This window comes from Kiritimatiellales bacterium, from assembly GCA_041656295.1.
GTDB lineage: Bacteria > Verrucomicrobiota > Kiritimatiellia > Kiritimatiellales > Tichowtungiaceae > Tichowtungia.
Window position 1 is genome coordinate 1 of the sequence record JBBADV010000031.1, and the last position, 14,510, is coordinate 14,510.

Sequence of the window (14,510 nt, forward strand, 5' to 3'; positions counted from 1 at the left end):
TCATCGTTTCCATCCCTCCAGCAACAGGGTGTCATCCTTATGAGTCAACGAAACAATCCGCCCCCCTCTGCGGCCCGTGCTTCGGTGTCTTTTTTTATGAGTCAATTCGGCGGCAGTTTTTTTCTATCACAACAGTTGACAGCGGCGGTCGGGTCATATAATTTCTTCACCTTATTTCTGAACCGGAAAGAGTTGTAGATGAAGACATTTGTAGCAAACGAAAACGATATTCAACGGGAATGGTTCGTAGTGGATGCAATGGATAAGCCGGCGGGGCGTCTGGCCGTGTTCATTGCCGATATTCTTCGCGGCCGCAATAAACCGACCTATACGCCGCACGTTGATACCGGCGCTTTTGTGGTTGTGGTGAACGCCGACAAAGTAAAGCTGACCGGCAACAAAGAGCAGAATAAAATTTATCAGGATTACACCGGCTACAGCAGTGGTTTGAAAGAACGTTCTGCCGCTGTGATCCGGCAGAAAAATCCAACGCGCATTCTCATGCAGGCTGTTGAAGGCATGCTGCCGAATAACCGCCTGATGCGCCGCACGATTAAACGCCTGAAAGTTTACGCCGGACCGGTTCATCCGCACGCCGCGCAACAGGTGAAAGTTCTTGAATTTAACGGTTAATGAAGGAGTAGATTGTGGTAGCAGCGAAAAAAACCGATGAATTTGCCGCAACCGGACGGCGCAAAACGTCTGTGGCGCGTGTCCGCCTTGTAAAAGGTTCCGGTACGATTGTCATTAACGGCAAAAATATTAACGAATACTTTGATACAAAAGATATGATTGATACCGTTCGCCGTCCGCTAATTCTTACCGGTCGCGAAGAACAGTATAACGTCACCGTTTCCGTTAGAGGCGGCGGAAAAGTCGGACAGTGCGGTGCGGTCGCTCACGGCGCATCCCGTGCACTTGTAAACGCGGAAGAGGAACTGAAACCGATTTTAAAAAAAGCCGGTATGCTCACCCGCGATGCGCGTATGAAAGAACGCAAAAAACCGGGACAGCCCGGTGCGCGCAAACGCTTCCAGTTCTCAAAACGTTAAGCCGTTTACCGGTTCAAAAGATTTTGTATTTAAACCCCGGAAACTCCCGGGGTTTTTAATTTTCATTTCGTAAACCGCCAAGCCGCCAGGAAGATTTTTAACAGAAGGTCGCAAAGGGCGCGAAGTAAATTTCATTGGTGGAACGGGCGCTCCGCGCACGTTCTAAACGCGCCCGGAGGTCGCGTTCCACCCTTTGTGATCTTCGCGATCTTCTGTTTAAATCTCTTTCCATTAATTTATCCTGTCAAAAATTTCCTGCAGAAATCTTTTGTGCTTTTTTGTGTTCTTTGTGGCGATTAATCCGCGTACATTCCCGAATCGCAGGCAGAGTGTATCGGCCGCTCTTTTGCTTCGGCGAGAGGGAGGAAAGTCCGGACTCCGCAGGGCAGGACGTCCCGTGGTTAACGCGGGAACGCCGGTGCCATATCGCCGGTGATGGAAAGTGCCGCAGAAAATAAACCGCCCGCCCGCACTTTGTGCGGGAAGCACTAAGTTCGAAAGTTTCGGATTTCGTAATTCGGATTTAGAATTTCCCGCTTTGCGGGATGGGTAAGGGTGAAATGGTGGGGTAAGAGCCCACCGCTCCGCTGGTGACAGCGGAGGCAGGGTAAACCCCGTCCGGAGCAAGATCAAATAGGGGACAAGGAGCGGCCCGCTCCGTTTGAGTCCCGGGTAGGATCGCATTAGATAAATGGTCGACTCCGCAAGGAGAACAGAATCCGGCTTACCGCTCTGCTTGCGTTTTTTTCTTAACCGCGAATGAAATATTTCCATTGAACCGCGAAGGAACGCAGAGATCACAAAAATTAGTCATAGTTAAAGCCTGGCTGTAATTTTTTGTATCGCGCTGAAATCGTGAATCGATTTTATTCGCGAACATTCGCGCCTATTCGTGGTTTAAATAATGTTTTGAATCGCCCCATTGATTGAAGCCGATGGTTTCGCCGATCGATTGAATGCGCCGGATTAAATTTTCGCGGCTGGAGGCGGAGTTTTCGTCGAGGCAGGGTTTGTTGTCGTAAAGAGTGTAGGCGGGACGGAATTGTGTTTCGGTGACGTTAGGCATGATGACGTTTGCGCCGCAGAGCAGGCCGAGTTCGCGTCCGTCGTCCTGCAGCGCTTGTAGCGCCGTTGTGGTGGCAATATTGACGTCTTTTAAAACGATGCGCGTAACGGCGATCATTTTCAGTCCGGCGGTAAGGGCCGCGCGGCGCTGTTCACTGTTAAACGCCGGAATTTCTGCGCCGAGCGGCGTATCATGATGCGGAATGAACGGACCCATGCCGACCATATCAATATCCATCTGCTGCATGAAAAGAATATCGTTTGCCAAATCTGCGGCGGTTTGATTGGGCAGCCCGATCATGACACCGGTGCCGACCTGATATCCGGTTTTTCGCAGCAGTTTGAGGCAGTGTTTACGCGCTTCAAAATCGTGATCTGCCGGATGCAGCTGCCGGTACAATTCCGGATTGGTGGTTTCGATACGCAGCAGATACCGGTGCGCGCCGGCGGCGCGCCAGCGCCGGTAGGTTTCCTCGGTCTGTTCACCGAGCGACAGGGTGATGCCGAGCTTGCCTGCGGTCTCTTTGTTCAATCTCCGCAAAATCCGCTCAATCATTTCAATGTAGTTTTTATCCTGCCGTTCACCGGACTGAATGACAGCGGAGCCGTAATCATTTTCAAATGCCCACAATGCTTCGCGGACGATTTCTTCTTCGTCCATTTGAAAACGCCGGACGTTTTGGTTGTCGCGCCGGATTCCGCAGTAATAACAGTTTTTTGTGCAGATGTTGCTGCATTCAATCAGTCCGCGAAAATAGACGGTGCGCCCGACATATTTTATTTTGACGCGATATGCACAATCATAAAGCGCTTGCAGTTCCGCCGGGGTTTGAATTTCCAGCAGCGCGCAGATTTCCGCCGGCGATAATTTTTGATCGCGCTCGGCTTTTTCTAAAATGGATTGAATTGAATTCATGAATGGAGATTTTTTTAGACAGGATAACAGGATTGTCGGAAAAGATTTTTTACAGAAAGAAACGAAGGGAAACAAAGAGTAGACGCGACGCCCTCGTCGCGTTTCACGCACGCAGAGAACGCGACGAGGGCGTCGCGTCTACTTTCTTTTTTCTTTGCTAAGCTCATCCTGTTATCCGGTCAAAAATAAAGGTCACGCGCGCCGGTTTTTATTTGTTCGATGCGTGCCAGGAGCGTGGTCTTCTGGTCGCCGGGAATTTTTGCGAGTTCGCGTTCGATCTGCTGAATTCCGGCGGTGCGGGTTTCCGGCGAGGCGTAATCTTCGAGATATTCAAGAAAGGTTAGCACTGCGTTCGGTGTGCAGAAGCGTTTAACAAATCCCGGCACGGCAAACTCCATGAAGTGTTCGCCGGTACGTCCGAGCCGGTAACAGCCGGTGCAGAAGCTCGGAATGTAATCGGCTTCGCATAGTTCGCGAATGACCTGATCGAGCGGGCGTCCGTCGTTCAAAACAAACTGGCTGCGCTTATCTGAATCCTGTTCCTGTGCATAGGCGCCGACACCGATATTCGAACCGGCGTCGATCTGCGAAACGCCGAGACGGATCACTTCGTTACGGATGGCGACGGGTTCGCGGCAGGTGAGAATGAGCCCGGTATAGGGCACGGCGAGGCGCAGAATGGCAACGAGGCGCTTAAAGTCGGCATCGCTGACAGCGTAGGGCGGCTGATTGCATAATGCAGTGTCGAGCGCCGGCTCGATGCGCGGGAATGAAATGGTGTGCGGTCCGACATTGAACCGCTCTTCAAGATGAATCGTGTGATGCAGCAGCGCCATAATTTCAAACCGCCAGTCGAAAAGTCCGAGCAGTGCACCGAGTCCGATATCGTCGATGCCGGCCTCCTGCGCGCGGTCGAGTCCGTAGAGCCGCCAGAGAAAATCCTTTTTGGGTCCGGACGGATGCATTGCAGCGTACGTTGCCTGATGATAGGTTTCCTGAAAAATCTGATAGGTGCCGATGCCGGCGGATTTCACAACGTGATAACCCTCCACATCAAGCGGCGCGGCATTGATGTTCACGCGCCGGATTTCACCGTTGCCGTGTTTCTGCGCGTACACTTCTTTAACGGTGTCGTGAATAAACTGCGCATCGTATTCGGAATGTTCGCCGTAAACGAGAATCAGCCGTTTATGTCCGCGCGAAACGAGCGCTTCAACTTCGCGGTCGAGTTCCGGCAGGGTCAGGGTTTTGCGCGTTACCGCGGTGTTGGAACACCTGAATCCGCAATATCTGCAGTTGTTGATACATTTATTACCGACATACAGCGGCGCAAAAAGAACAATGCGGTTGCCATACACCTTTTCTTTCAGTTCGCGTGCCGCCGCAAAAATTTCTTCGATCAGCGCCGGATCTTCGGCGTTACTCAGCACCGCCATTTCTTCCGGCTCCAGCCGGTTTTTGGCGAGCGATTTTGCGATGATGTCCCGCACGCGTGCCGGCGCCGGATTTTTTGTCCGTTCCAGCATCGCGAAAATTTCGTTTTCGGGAATGAAGTTTTTTAGATTTGTAGAATCAATTTTCATAGAAGTGTAACCGCCAAGGCGCCAGGAATTTTATTTGGAATAGACAACTCGTTTGATGCCTTGTTTCATTAGTGGAGTATTAAAGTTCAGCAGTAAACCCAGCGAAAGATTTGTTGCTTTCAGATATGAGATTATTTGAGCGGTGTGAACCGGAGAGAGCGTTTCAACAGCTTTCAATTCAAGAATAAGAATTTCATCAATTAAAAAATCTAAACGGTTTTGTCCGACTGGATTTCCTTTGTATGTCAAATTGATTGTTTTTTGACGTTCAAAGGGAATGCTGCGCAATGTTAATTCAATCGCCAGTGCATCTTCATACACAGACTCTAAATAGCCTGGGCCAAGAGTTTTGTGAACTTCGATGCAGGCATCAATAACTGCAGAGGTAAGTTCATCAGCTTTTGGGGATGGTTCGTTCATAATGAGTTCCTTTCATGGCGTCTTGGCGGTTCAATTTAAATGGTTCTAAGACACGGTTGAGAACACCTTGAGTTTTGGAAATGCAGAGACCGTAGTTGGTGATGGGTACTCCGTCGGCGGCGCATCTTTCGATTCGCGAGAGAATTTCGCGCCGGTTGTGCATACAGCCGCCGCACTGCACAACGAGTTTATATTCATTTAAATTCACAGGGAAATCGCGTCCGGCAAATACGTCAATCTGCAGATCGGCGCCGGTATATTCGCGGAGCCAGCGTGGAATTTTTACACGTCCGATGTCATCGTCGGCAGCGTGATGCGTACAGGATTCAGCAATCAGAACGCCATCACCGGATTTCAGATTATCGACAGCCGCCGCACCGGCGGCGAGGGTTGACAGATCGCCTTTCAGCCGCGCAAAGAGAATGGAAAAGGTGGTACAGGGAATTTCCGCCGGCGTTTCGGCGATGATCTGCTTTACAACCTGAGAATCGCAGATGACAATATCCGGCGGCGTTTTCAGCCGGTTCAGCATGTGCGTGTATTCAGTCTCTTTGACGATCAGCGCGCCGGAATTCCCGTCGAGCGCATCGCGAATGGCAGAAACCTGCGGTAGAATCAGACGGCCTTTTGGCGCCTGAGCGTCAATCGGGGCAACGAACAGGGCGAGCCCGCCGTGTGGAATCAGATCGCTGACGAGTGGCGGCGGCTGAATCACTTCGTCGGGACAGACATCCAGCAGGCGGGATTTCAGTTCAGCAAGCACGCGATCACGTTCGGCGGGACGGGTGGAGTCTGCCGAAATAAAATCCGTTGAGACAGAGGCGCCCGGCTGATCACTTTTGTTTGCGATGCAAATGACCGGAATATTTTTTCCGGCCGCGCGCGCTTTAATGGCGGTTTCAAATTTGCCGGTGTTTGTGCCTTCACAGATCAGGAGAATAATATCGGCGCGGTTAAATACCTCCTCCGTTTTCGCCAGCCGTTTCCCTGCCAGTGCGGTGGAATCGTCAATTCCGGCGGTGTCGATGAGTACAACGGGGCCGAACGGCGGAAGTTCCATTGTTTTTTCAACGGTGTCGGTTGTTGTTCCCGGCTGTTCGGAAACGATGGATACCTCCTGTCCGGCGATCAGGTTTAAAAAACTGGATTTTCCGGTGTTTGTCCTGCCGAAGAGCGCGATGTGCAGGCGAAAGCTTTTCGGTGTGATGTTCATGACTGTTTACTGAGCATTGATTTTACGGAAATGCCGGGGAGGGCGCCGAGTTTGCCGGTGAGCATACCGAGATCGTCGGTGGTGGTATCGACGATGAGGGTAATGGCGGAGCAGTTGCGTTTCTCGTACGGCACTCCCATGCGCGCGATGATGATGTCGCCGAACTCTCCAAGCAGTTCATTGACTGCTGCCGCATTTATCTGCCGCTCTTCGATGATGATTCCAATGAAGCCGAGCCGTTTATTCATAGTCATTAGTTCGCCGTTATTTAGTTCCTGGTTCACGGTTCAGGGTTGATATTGAAAAACTCTGAACTCTGATTTTTTTACTCGCATAAAAAAAAGCGCTCCGCCGCAATCTGCGGCGGAGCGGGAGACGGCTGGCAGCTACGCAAACCGTTTTTCCTAAATACGCTGTTCGCCTTGGGTCAGGGCTAAACCCCTTGCCGCAGAAAACTGAGAATAAGATACATCAGTTTTTATCGTTTGTATACTTTTCGTTCCTGATAATGTGTATGTAAAAGTTCGTGAGCCTTGTGCCCCAACGGCTTGCCAAGAAAATCAGCATAGATTTTTTTGATCATCGGGTTGTGGTGTGAGCACCGCTGGACAGATTTTTCGTCATCCGTGTAGATGCCGGCTGTCCGCTTTTTACGGATTTCGTCGGTTGCACCATGCGGCTGACCGCCCCCGCCGACGCATCCGCCGCGGCATGCCATGACTTCAATGAAGTGGAACGGGGGTTCCTTACCCGCTTTTTGTGTGTCGCGAATATGATTCAGAACCGCTTCAACGTTACCCATTTGGTGTGCGACCGCGATGCGGACTTTTGTGCCTTTGATATCAATCTCGGCGGCTTTAACTCCTTCGAGTCCGCGTACTTCCTGAAATTCAACATTTTTCAGGTCTTCCTTGGTGATCAGGAAGTAGGCTGTACGCAGCGCAGCTTCCATCACGCCGCCGGTTACGCCGAAGATGGTTCCGGCACCGGAATATTCTCCGAGCAGGTTATCCGCTTCGCTTTCCGGCAGATTACGGAAATCGATGCCGGCCTGTTTGAGCATGCGGGCAAGCTCGCGGGTGGTGATGGAGAGATCGACGTCCTGACTGCCGGACGAAGTCATGGTTTCACTGCGGGAAATTTCGAACTTCTTGGCTGTGCAGGGCATGATAGAAACGACAAACATATCTTCCGGTTTTACACCGGCTTTTTCGGCATAGTAGGTTTTTGCCATCGCGCCGAGCATCTGCTGCGGCGATTTTGCCGTAGAAAAATTCGGAATAAAATCCGGTGCATATTTTTCCATATAGTCGGTCCATGCCGGACAGCAGGAGGTAATTTGCGGCAGAACTCCGCCTTCGGTGAAACGTTTCACAAACTCGGCGCCTTCCTCCATAATAGTCAGGTCGGCTGAGAAGCTTGTATCGAACACGGCGTTAAAACCAAGGCGGCGCAGTGCGGTGTAGAGCTGGCCGGTGAGCAGCGCGCCGGGTTCATAACCGAACGCTTCGCCGATGGCAACGCGCACCGCCGGTGCAATCTGAACTACGCAGTGCTTATTGCTGATCAATTCACGCCAGACGGTACTTGTTTGGTCGTTTTCGTAGATTGCGCCAACCGGACAATGCGCGGAGCACTGCCCGCACTTGATACACGGACTTTCGTTGAGAGTCACATCTGCGGTCGGGGCAATACGCATGTTTTCGCCGCGTCCGATAAATTCGAGAGCCCAGACGTTTTGCATGTCCTGACAGACCTTTACGCAGCGTCCACAGGAGATACACTTTTCCGGATTTAAAACAATCGAGCCGGTAGAATTATCAATCGGCAGATCGCGCAGGCGCTTCTCAAACGGCACCTCACGGATACCGAACTCTGCGGCGAGTGTCTGGAGCTCGCAGTTTCCGTTGCGTCCGCACTGCAGACAGTCATTCGGATGCGTGGAAAGGATCAGCTCAAGCACAGTCCGGCGCACTTTCACGATTTCAGCATCGTGCGTGGTTACTTTCATGCCGGGGCTGACCGCCGTTGCGCAGGCGCGCAGCATTTTCGGCGAACCTGCCACTTTGACGACACAGATACCGCACGCCGCCCAGGCTTCCAGATCGCTGTGATAGCAGAGTTTCGGGATTCGCACACCAACCTGTTTGGCGGCTTCGAGAATGGTGGTTCCCGGTTTGACTGAAACCGGCATCCCGTTAATTTCAAGTTCGAGCATATTCATTCATGTTCTCCAAATTACCGTTTTACGATGGCATCGAATTTACAGGCGGTGTAACACTGTCCGCATTTAATACATTTTGCCGGATCGATCACATGCGGCTTTTTCACTTCGCCGGCGATGCATGACACCGGACAAACACGTGCACAGGCGGTGCAGCCGACGCATTTGTCAGCGATGATCGTGTACGTCAGCATTTCTTTACATTTTCCGGCAGGGCATTTTTTGTCGAAGATATGCGCGCGGTATTCCTCTGCAAAGTACTTCATGGTCGACATCACCGGATTCGGCGCTGTCTGACCGAGTCCGCAGAGGGATGCTTTGCGCATGGCGTGGCCGATTTCATTCAGCTTATCCAGATCTTCCGGCTCGCCGTTGCCTTTAGAAATCCGGTCAAGGATGTTATAGCAGGTACGTCCGCCGACGCGGCACGGGGCGCATTTGCCGCACGATTCATCGACGGTAAACTCGAGATAAAACTTCGTCACATCGACCATGCAATCATCTTCGTCCATCACGATCATACCGCCGGAACCCATCATGGATCCGATCTCCTGCAGTGTTTCGTAATCGATCGGCGTATCGATAAACTCCGGCGTGATACATCCGCCGGACGGACCGCCGGTCTGCGCAGCTTTGAACTTTTTACCGTTCGGAATTCCGCCGCCGATATCATAGATGATATCACGCAGCGTGGTGCCCATCGGAACTTCAATCAGACCGGAGTTATTGATTTTTCCGGTGAGCGCAAACACTTTTGTTCCTTTGGATGTCGCTGTGCCGATGCTGTTGAACCATTGGCTGCCCTTCAGCAGAATCACCGGAATATTGGCATAGGTTTCAACATTGTTGATCACCGTCGGTTTGCCCCACAGACCTTTTACAGCCGGGAAGGGCGGGCGCGGAATCGGCATGCCGCGGTTCCCTTCGATCGACGCAAGCAGTGCGGTTTCTTCACCGCAAACAAACGCGCCGGCACCGAGCCGCAGTTCGATATGGAATGAAAAATCGGTGCCGAGAATGGCGTCACCAAGCAGTCCGAGTTCTGTTGACTGTTTAATCGCATTGTTCAAACGCTCAATCGCCAGCGGATATTCGGCGCGGATGTAAATGAAACCTTTATTGGCGCCAACGGTATAGCCGGCAATCGTCATTGCTTCCAGAATGGAGTGGGGGTCGCCCTCAAGTACACTGCGGTCCATATATGCGCCGGGATCGCCTTCATCGGCATTACATACAATGTATTTTTGATCAGCCGGCGTATCTTTCGTGAACTGCCATTTGCGCCCGGTCGGGAACCCGGCGCCGCCGCGGCCGCGCAAGCCAGAATCGCTGATTTCTTTCAAAACGTCGTCCGGCGTCATTTCGAACAGTGCTTTTTCCAGTGCGGCATACCCGTCGCGGGCGATATACTCTTCGATAATTTCCGGATTAATGACGGCGCAGTTACGCAGTACAACGCGAAGCTGTTTGCGGTAAAAACTGATTTCGCCGGCGCGCGGATCCCCTTGCGGCTTATCCTCTTTATAAACCAGACGCTCAACCTGGCGGCCTTTAATGATGTGCTCGTGAACAATCTCTTTTGCATCTTCCGGTCCCACTTTCACATAAAACGTTTCGTCCGGCAGGATCTTGACAATCGGTCCCTGTTCACAGAAGCCGAAACAGCCGGTTTTTACCAGCTGTGCTTCGGCGTTGGCGCCGGTTTCTTTCAGCAGTTTCGCAAGCTCTTCGTAGAGCGCCTTGCCCTTGTTCGATTCGCACGCGGTGCCCGCGCACACCAGGATGTAGTTTTTATATGCCATGATTATTTCGTCCCGTTAATAATGTCGATCGAAGGTTTATCAAAAATATGATCGCTGACGAGCGTGCCGGCCCGGATGTGCTCATTGATGATTCGCCGCGCCGTTTTTTCATCCACGTTGCCGTACACCACGGTCGGCATGCCGTTGACAATAACCTCTACCGTCGGCTCAGAAAAGCAGAGTCCCATGCATCCGGTTTGACGAACAGTGATGTCGGCAACACCCTCTTTATTCATTTCGTCAAGTACTGCATCAAACACCGCTTTTGCACCGGCGGCGATTCCGCATGTGCCCATTCCGATGATAATCTCGCCGCGCTTATCTTCCTCATTGCGCTGTGCCATGCTTTTCTTTTTCTCATCGCGCAGTTTGCGCAAATCATCCAGTGTCAGTTTTGCCATACTCCTCTTCCTTTCACTTTGAAAACAGTTCCGGTTTTTCAACCGCATTATTCCGTACAAAACTCTCTTTTTTTGTTAATTCCTCTTCATGCGAAGCAATGTAGGTTTTTAAGAGATTTAAATTCCCGGCGGTTTGCAGTCCACCCATTGCTTCATCCAGCTCAAGACGGGAGAGCGAATAGGATTTACCGGCAACCTCACGGTGAATTTTCAATTCACCGGAATTCATGCCCGACAGCATCATTGCCGCCGCGCCGGAAAAATCGCCGAACGGCGGCAGATCCACATGCTGCGCCTGTGCACGAAAATAGACAGCTGTTCCAGTACCGGCTTCCGACTCCATCGCGGCGCTGCCGCCGGAGGCCTCAGCCGTCTGAAATAAAAACGGCAGGCCGAGCCCGACCTTGCGATGCGGATGCTTGCGTCCGTCGCTGTAAAACGGATCAATCGCTTTCGCCTGTGTTTCGCTGTTCATTCCTCTGCCGTTATCTTTTACCTCAAACTCCATCATCTCCGCATCTTCACGGACAGTCAGTTCAATTTCTGAGGCATCCGCTTCAACAGAATTCTGTACAATATCTGTTATTAGATCGCAAAGTGTTGCGTGCATACCATTTACAATTGTTGATTTCCGACTGCCAGTTTTCATGCATCACGGAATACACAGAATACACTGAACTTATTTTTGTGAATCTTTGTGTTTTTCGTGGTTAAATTTCTTGCTGCGTTTTCTGTGTATTCCGTGGTTAAAAATCAGTTCTTAAAACGGTCGATAATCTTCTTTAATTGTGTCGTTTTAAGATTACCGAATACCTCGCCGTTTACCGTCATCACCGGTGCAAGGCCGCAGCAGCCGATACACCGTACCGCTTCCATCGAAAACTCACCGTCCGGCGTCACGGTGTTCAATCCGACACCGAGAATGCGCTCCAGCTCCAGAATCAAATCTTCGCCGCCTTTAAGATAGCAGGCGGTTCCCATACATACGGCAATCCGGTTGCGGCCCGGCTTGGTCAGTTTGAACAGATGATAAAACGTAATCACGCCATAAATTTTTGCCACCGGAATATCCAGCATATCAGCAACCTGAAACGCGATTTTGCGCGGGATATATCCGAAATGCTCCTGCACCTGGTGCAGAACCATAATCAGGTTTCCCTCTTTGTTTTTCCACTCATTGATGAAGTTCACCAGCTCCGCCGGCAATTTATTTTCTGCCATGATTTCCTCCAAAATTGAAAGCCGACAAGAATACTGTTCTATGAATTTTCATCAAATTAATTGTGAAATAACCATCTCTTTGTATTAAATATAGATAATAATAATCACATTAAAAATTATTAGACACAGTATATATGTCATAAAAATAACAAAAATAACGATGTGAATAAGATAAATCCTAAAAATATTTTCGATTTAATTTGACGATAAGACTGCACTCTTATCTGAAATTATCGTTCGTATAACCTCACGCGGTACGCTGGTTGAGATCAGTCGTCCTTATATATTCTCCGGTGTGTTATCTTTGAGTTGCTTGCGATGACACTGCGGTTGTTGAAGGGGCTCACCGGGGCATTCACGTTCATCAGTGCGATGCCTGAACTCGGTCAGATCGGTAATAATCAGGCCGCGGCGCTGGCCGGATTAGCGCCGCAAAATCGTGACAGCGGAGAGTTCCGCGGCCAGCGTCATATCCATGGCGGTCGCGCAGAAGTGCGGCGCGCACTCTACATGTGTGCCATGAGTGCGCGGCGCAGCAATCCGATCCTGAAAGAGTTTTATAAACAGCTTATCGCCAATGGAAAGAAGAAGAAAGTAGCGCTCATTGCAGTGGCACGCAAATTAATCGTACCGGTGAACCGGCTGCTTGCAGACCCCGGGTTCCAGCTCTCATAACTTTTTCAACAAACACTGTTGCCATAAGGTTGCGATTTTTTCAGCCCAACCGTTCATGTGGCGCTTTTCTATTCAATGCATTACCGCAGAGTTCTTTCTTATTTCGCTTGGAGTTTGGTTTGTTTGTAATTTTAACATTTTAATGAGATGTTGCGGACTGGAAAACCCCGTATCGGTAGCAATCACTTTAATAGGGAGATTGGTTGTGCGGAGAAGTCCAATTGTTGCATACAGCCGGATATTGAGCTGGAGCTTCATCGGAGTAATTCCATATTTTTCCTTAAATGCTCTGGAGAGGTAATTCGCAGAAAGTCCAACAGCCTTTGCCAAAGATGTCAATGTGAGAAGTCCGGCGGTGTCCGCTTTTATTAAATGATGTGCACGAACAAGAGCGTCAGGCGCATTCGTCCTGTCTGTAATAGCCAGATGATCTTCCAGCAGTGATAAAAGTTGCGTTAATCCATGCTGCAGACGAAAGGGCCTTTCTTCTCCGATACATCCGTGGGCAATATCATTAAATGCGTGGACAATCGCGCTATGAAGAATTTCAGGAATATCCCATCCGGTTACTGGCACTTTGCAGCGTCTGCCGAACCAGGCATTTAATACGTCTTCCCACGGGCGAGTGCAAATTTTCCCGTTCTGATCTCTCAATTCGAAAACCACCTCATTTCGAGTGGTCGTTTCGTCAGGAAGACCGTCAAAAGAGTGCGGTTCATCCGGTCCGACTAAAAGTATCATTCCTTTTTTTACCGGCAGCGTTAAGTTATTCAGGAGAATTGAACCGCTGCCATTTTGAAAAAAAACAAAATAGTAGAATGATTTCGCACAGATGATTCGCTGCCGGCGCTGATGCGCTGAAGGATAAGTCACTTTACGATTTATCGCTGAGCGAAGAATAACCGGAAAATACCATGTTTGATCCAGCATAACTCCCGGCCATGCAGGTACTGTGTTAGGAGCGGAATTAATTAATAAAGAACCACCGGAGACAAATTGAATTTTCATAGTATAAATATGATACAACAATAAAAATTTATATCAAATCAAATGTCAATTAGATGAGAATTTTAGCTGATAAACGATAAAAGTAAAAAAATGTACGATCTTTCGAATAAGTTCATAGGATAATTTTTACACATAAAATATATTTTTGCCACCTGAAAAAAATTGCGTAATTTTCAAAAATTGTCACAGTCCGAATCCAGAATAAGCTGGCCGGCATGGGACGGATTAAACCGGATAAGACATAACCGCCGGAAATACCGGCAGAAAGGATAAAGGAATGAAAAAAATAATCCATATAATAGCGGCAGTCATGTCATTCGTACATTGTTATGTAACTGCAGATGCTGTTTCTATATTTTCATATGGTCCCAATAACTATGTTGGTAGCGGAAGAAATTTACTTGATGAAAATGGAGCAGCTGTAACTGTTTCAACGACAGCTCGGACGTATTCTGAGACACAAAAGCTTTCGCCGGATTATCCAGGCCCTGTGTTTTTCGGCGGATGGGAGCCATCGGCAGCGCTTTCATCTGCTAATGGTTCCTGCCAAATACAAAATGATACGGCCAGTGGAAACAATCTCGATCCGATTATGTTTCGTTTTGTGAATCAAAGCGGTGCGTCTCAAACCGCATCAATATTACTTACATCAAAATTATCAGAAGCAGTTTCTTTTGAACATCTGGACAGTTTTTCCTTTTCTGCTCGTCGAAGCAGTCTTACATCATACGCCAGGGCTGTTATAAAAATCGGTGATAATTACTATATCAGTGCAACATCAACAATAATTCCTGTTGATTATCCCGCGGCACCTGTATCTATAGATATTACAAACTGGATTGCATATGATCCGTTAACATCAATTGCAGATATAAGTGGTACAGCGGTAGCATTGAATGCTGATGATAAAGTGGGCTGGGTCGGGTTTCA

Annotated in this window: 16 protein-coding genes and 1 other RNA gene; 6 read left to right on the forward strand and 11 right to left on the reverse strand. The window is 49.6% G+C overall.

Features of this window, described 5'->3' with window-relative positions; translation table 11 throughout:
• The 4 genes from WC959_12255 to rnpB all read left to right on the forward strand — a co-directional run.
• On the forward strand, nt 1-198 hold a 198-nt coding region (locus WC959_12255), incomplete at its 5' end, for a hypothetical protein (GenBank protein ID MFA5689891.1).
• On the forward strand, nt 199-633 hold the full coding sequence (gene rplM / locus WC959_12260) for a 50S ribosomal protein L13 (GenBank protein ID MFA5689892.1): 435 nt from the start codon (nt 199-201) through the stop codon (nt 631-633).
• A gap of 14 nt (nt 634-647) precedes the next feature.
• The gene (gene rpsI, locus WC959_12265) at nt 648-1,052 is read left to right on the forward strand and encodes a 30S ribosomal protein S9 (GenBank protein MFA5689893.1); all 405 of its coding nucleotides are present in this window, start codon (nt 648-650) and stop codon (nt 1,050-1,052) included.
• A 321-nt stretch (nt 1,053-1,373) separates the two neighbouring features.
• Nucleotides 1,374-1,795, forward strand: an RNA gene (gene rnpB, locus WC959_12270) — RNase P RNA component class A.
• Between the two features lie 143 nt (nt 1,796-1,938).
• On the opposite strand, the gene hydE is transcribed toward rnpB, so the two are convergent.
• From hydE to WC959_12320, 10 genes are all read right to left on the reverse strand, one after another.
• The gene (gene hydE, locus WC959_12275) at nt 1,939-3,033 is read right to left on the reverse strand and encodes a [FeFe] hydrogenase H-cluster radical SAM maturase HydE (GenBank protein MFA5689894.1); all 1,095 of its coding nucleotides are present in this window, start codon (nt 3,031-3,033) and stop codon (nt 1,939-1,941) included.
• 179 nt (nt 3,034-3,212) lie between these two features.
• Entirely contained in the window at nt 3,213-4,616 is a 1,404-nt protein-coding gene (gene hydG, locus WC959_12280; protein ID MFA5689895.1) for a [FeFe] hydrogenase H-cluster radical SAM maturase HydG, read from the reverse strand.
• 30 nt (nt 4,617-4,646) lie between these two features.
• A complete protein-coding gene (locus WC959_12285; GenBank protein ID MFA5689896.1) occupies nt 4,647-5,036 on the reverse strand; it encodes a GxxExxY protein in 390 nt (129 codons plus the stop codon).
• Entirely contained in the window at nt 5,011-6,249 is a 1,239-nt protein-coding gene (gene hydF, locus WC959_12290) for a [FeFe] hydrogenase H-cluster maturation GTPase HydF (GenBank protein ID MFA5689897.1), read from the reverse strand. Before hydF ends, WC959_12285 begins: the two co-directional genes overlap by 26 nt.
• Nucleotides 6,246-6,503: a TM1266 family iron-only hydrogenase system putative regulator gene (locus WC959_12295; GenBank protein MFA5689898.1), complete on the reverse strand. Its 258-nt coding sequence runs from the start codon at nt 6,501-6,503 to the stop codon at nt 6,246-6,248. Before WC959_12295 ends, hydF begins: the two co-directional genes overlap by 4 nt.
• 224 nt (nt 6,504-6,727) lie before the next feature.
• Complete coding sequence (locus tag WC959_12300) at nt 6,728-8,473, reverse strand: NADH-dependent [FeFe] hydrogenase, group A6 (GenBank protein ID MFA5689899.1); 1,746 nt, start codon at nt 8,471-8,473, stop codon at nt 6,728-6,730.
• 14 nt (nt 8,474-8,487) lie between these two features.
• On the reverse strand, nt 8,488-10,275 hold the full coding sequence (locus tag WC959_12305) for an NADH-quinone oxidoreductase subunit NuoF (protein ID MFA5689900.1): 1,788 nt from the start codon (nt 10,273-10,275) through the stop codon (nt 8,488-8,490).
• Between the two features lie 2 nt (nt 10,276-10,277).
• The gene (locus tag WC959_12310; protein MFA5689901.1) at nt 10,278-10,676 is read right to left on the reverse strand and encodes a (2Fe-2S) ferredoxin domain-containing protein; all 399 of its coding nucleotides are present in this window, start codon (nt 10,674-10,676) and stop codon (nt 10,278-10,280) included.
• A gap of 13 nt (nt 10,677-10,689) precedes the next feature.
• Nucleotides 10,690-11,286 (reverse strand): ATP-binding protein, encoded by a 597-nt coding sequence (locus tag WC959_12315; protein ID MFA5689902.1) that lies wholly within the window; start codon nt 11,284-11,286, stop codon nt 10,690-10,692.
• A gap of 143 nt (nt 11,287-11,429) precedes the next feature.
• Nucleotides 11,430-11,897: an NAD(P)H-dependent oxidoreductase subunit E gene (locus tag WC959_12320; GenBank protein MFA5689903.1), complete on the reverse strand. Its 468-nt coding sequence runs from the start codon at nt 11,895-11,897 to the stop codon at nt 11,430-11,432.
• 318 nt (nt 11,898-12,215) lie between these two features.
• Between WC959_12320 and WC959_12325 the strand changes: the two genes are divergently transcribed.
• The gene (locus WC959_12325; protein MFA5689904.1) at nt 12,216-12,572 is read left to right on the forward strand and encodes a transposase; all 357 of its coding nucleotides are present in this window, start codon (nt 12,216-12,218) and stop codon (nt 12,570-12,572) included.
• Nucleotides 12,573-12,644: 72 nt separating this feature from the next.
• Here WC959_12325 and WC959_12330 read toward each other — a convergent pair whose 3' ends face one another.
• Nucleotides 12,645-13,580, reverse strand: a complete 936-nt coding sequence (locus tag WC959_12330) for an AraC family transcriptional regulator (protein ID MFA5689905.1) — start codon at nt 13,578-13,580, stop codon at nt 12,645-12,647.
• Nucleotides 13,581-13,857: 277 nt separating this feature from the next.
• Between WC959_12330 and WC959_12335 the strand changes: the two genes are divergently transcribed.
• Nucleotides 13,858-14,510: hypothetical protein (locus WC959_12335; protein ID MFA5689906.1), on the forward strand; the 653-nt coding region annotated here is incomplete at its 3' end.

Bases quoted from the DNA above. Each gene is read 5' to 3' on its own strand.
- rplM (MFA5689892.1), top strand. From the start codon at position 199: ATGAAGACATTTGTAGCAAACGAAAACGATATTCAACGGGAATGGTTC.
- hydE (MFA5689894.1), bottom strand. From the start codon at position 3,033: ATGAATTCAATTCAATCCATTTTAGAAAAAGCCGAGCGCGATCAAAAA.
- hydG (MFA5689895.1), bottom strand. From the start codon at position 4,616: ATGAAAATTGATTCTACAAATCTAAAAAACTTCATTCCCGAAAACGAA.
- WC959_12285 (MFA5689896.1), bottom strand. From the start codon at position 5,036: ATGAACGAACCATCCCCAAAAGCTGATGAACTTACCTCTGCAGTTATT.
- hydF (MFA5689897.1), bottom strand. From the start codon at position 6,249: ATGAACATCACACCGAAAAGCTTTCGCCTGCACATCGCGCTCTTCGGC.
- WC959_12295 (MFA5689898.1), bottom strand. From the start codon at position 6,503: ATGACTATGAATAAACGGCTCGGCTTCATTGGAATCATCATCGAAGAG.
- WC959_12300 (MFA5689899.1), bottom strand. From the start codon at position 8,473: ATGAATATGCTCGAACTTGAAATTAACGGGATGCCGGTTTCAGTCAAA.
- WC959_12305 (MFA5689900.1), bottom strand. From the start codon at position 10,275: ATGGCATATAAAAACTACATCCTGGTGTGCGCGGGCACCGCGTGCGAA.
- WC959_12310 (MFA5689901.1), bottom strand. From the start codon at position 10,676: ATGGCAAAACTGACACTGGATGATTTGCGCAAACTGCGCGATGAGAAA.
- WC959_12315 (MFA5689902.1), bottom strand. From the start codon at position 11,286: ATGCACGCAACACTTTGCGATCTAATAACAGATATTGTACAGAATTCT.
- WC959_12320 (MFA5689903.1), bottom strand. From the start codon at position 11,897: ATGGCAGAAAATAAATTGCCGGCGGAGCTGGTGAACTTCATCAATGAG.
- WC959_12325 (MFA5689904.1), top strand. From the start codon at position 12,216: ATGACACTGCGGTTGTTGAAGGGGCTCACCGGGGCATTCACGTTCATC.
- WC959_12330 (MFA5689905.1), bottom strand. From the start codon at position 13,580: ATGAAAATTCAATTTGTCTCCGGTGGTTCTTTATTAATTAATTCCGCT.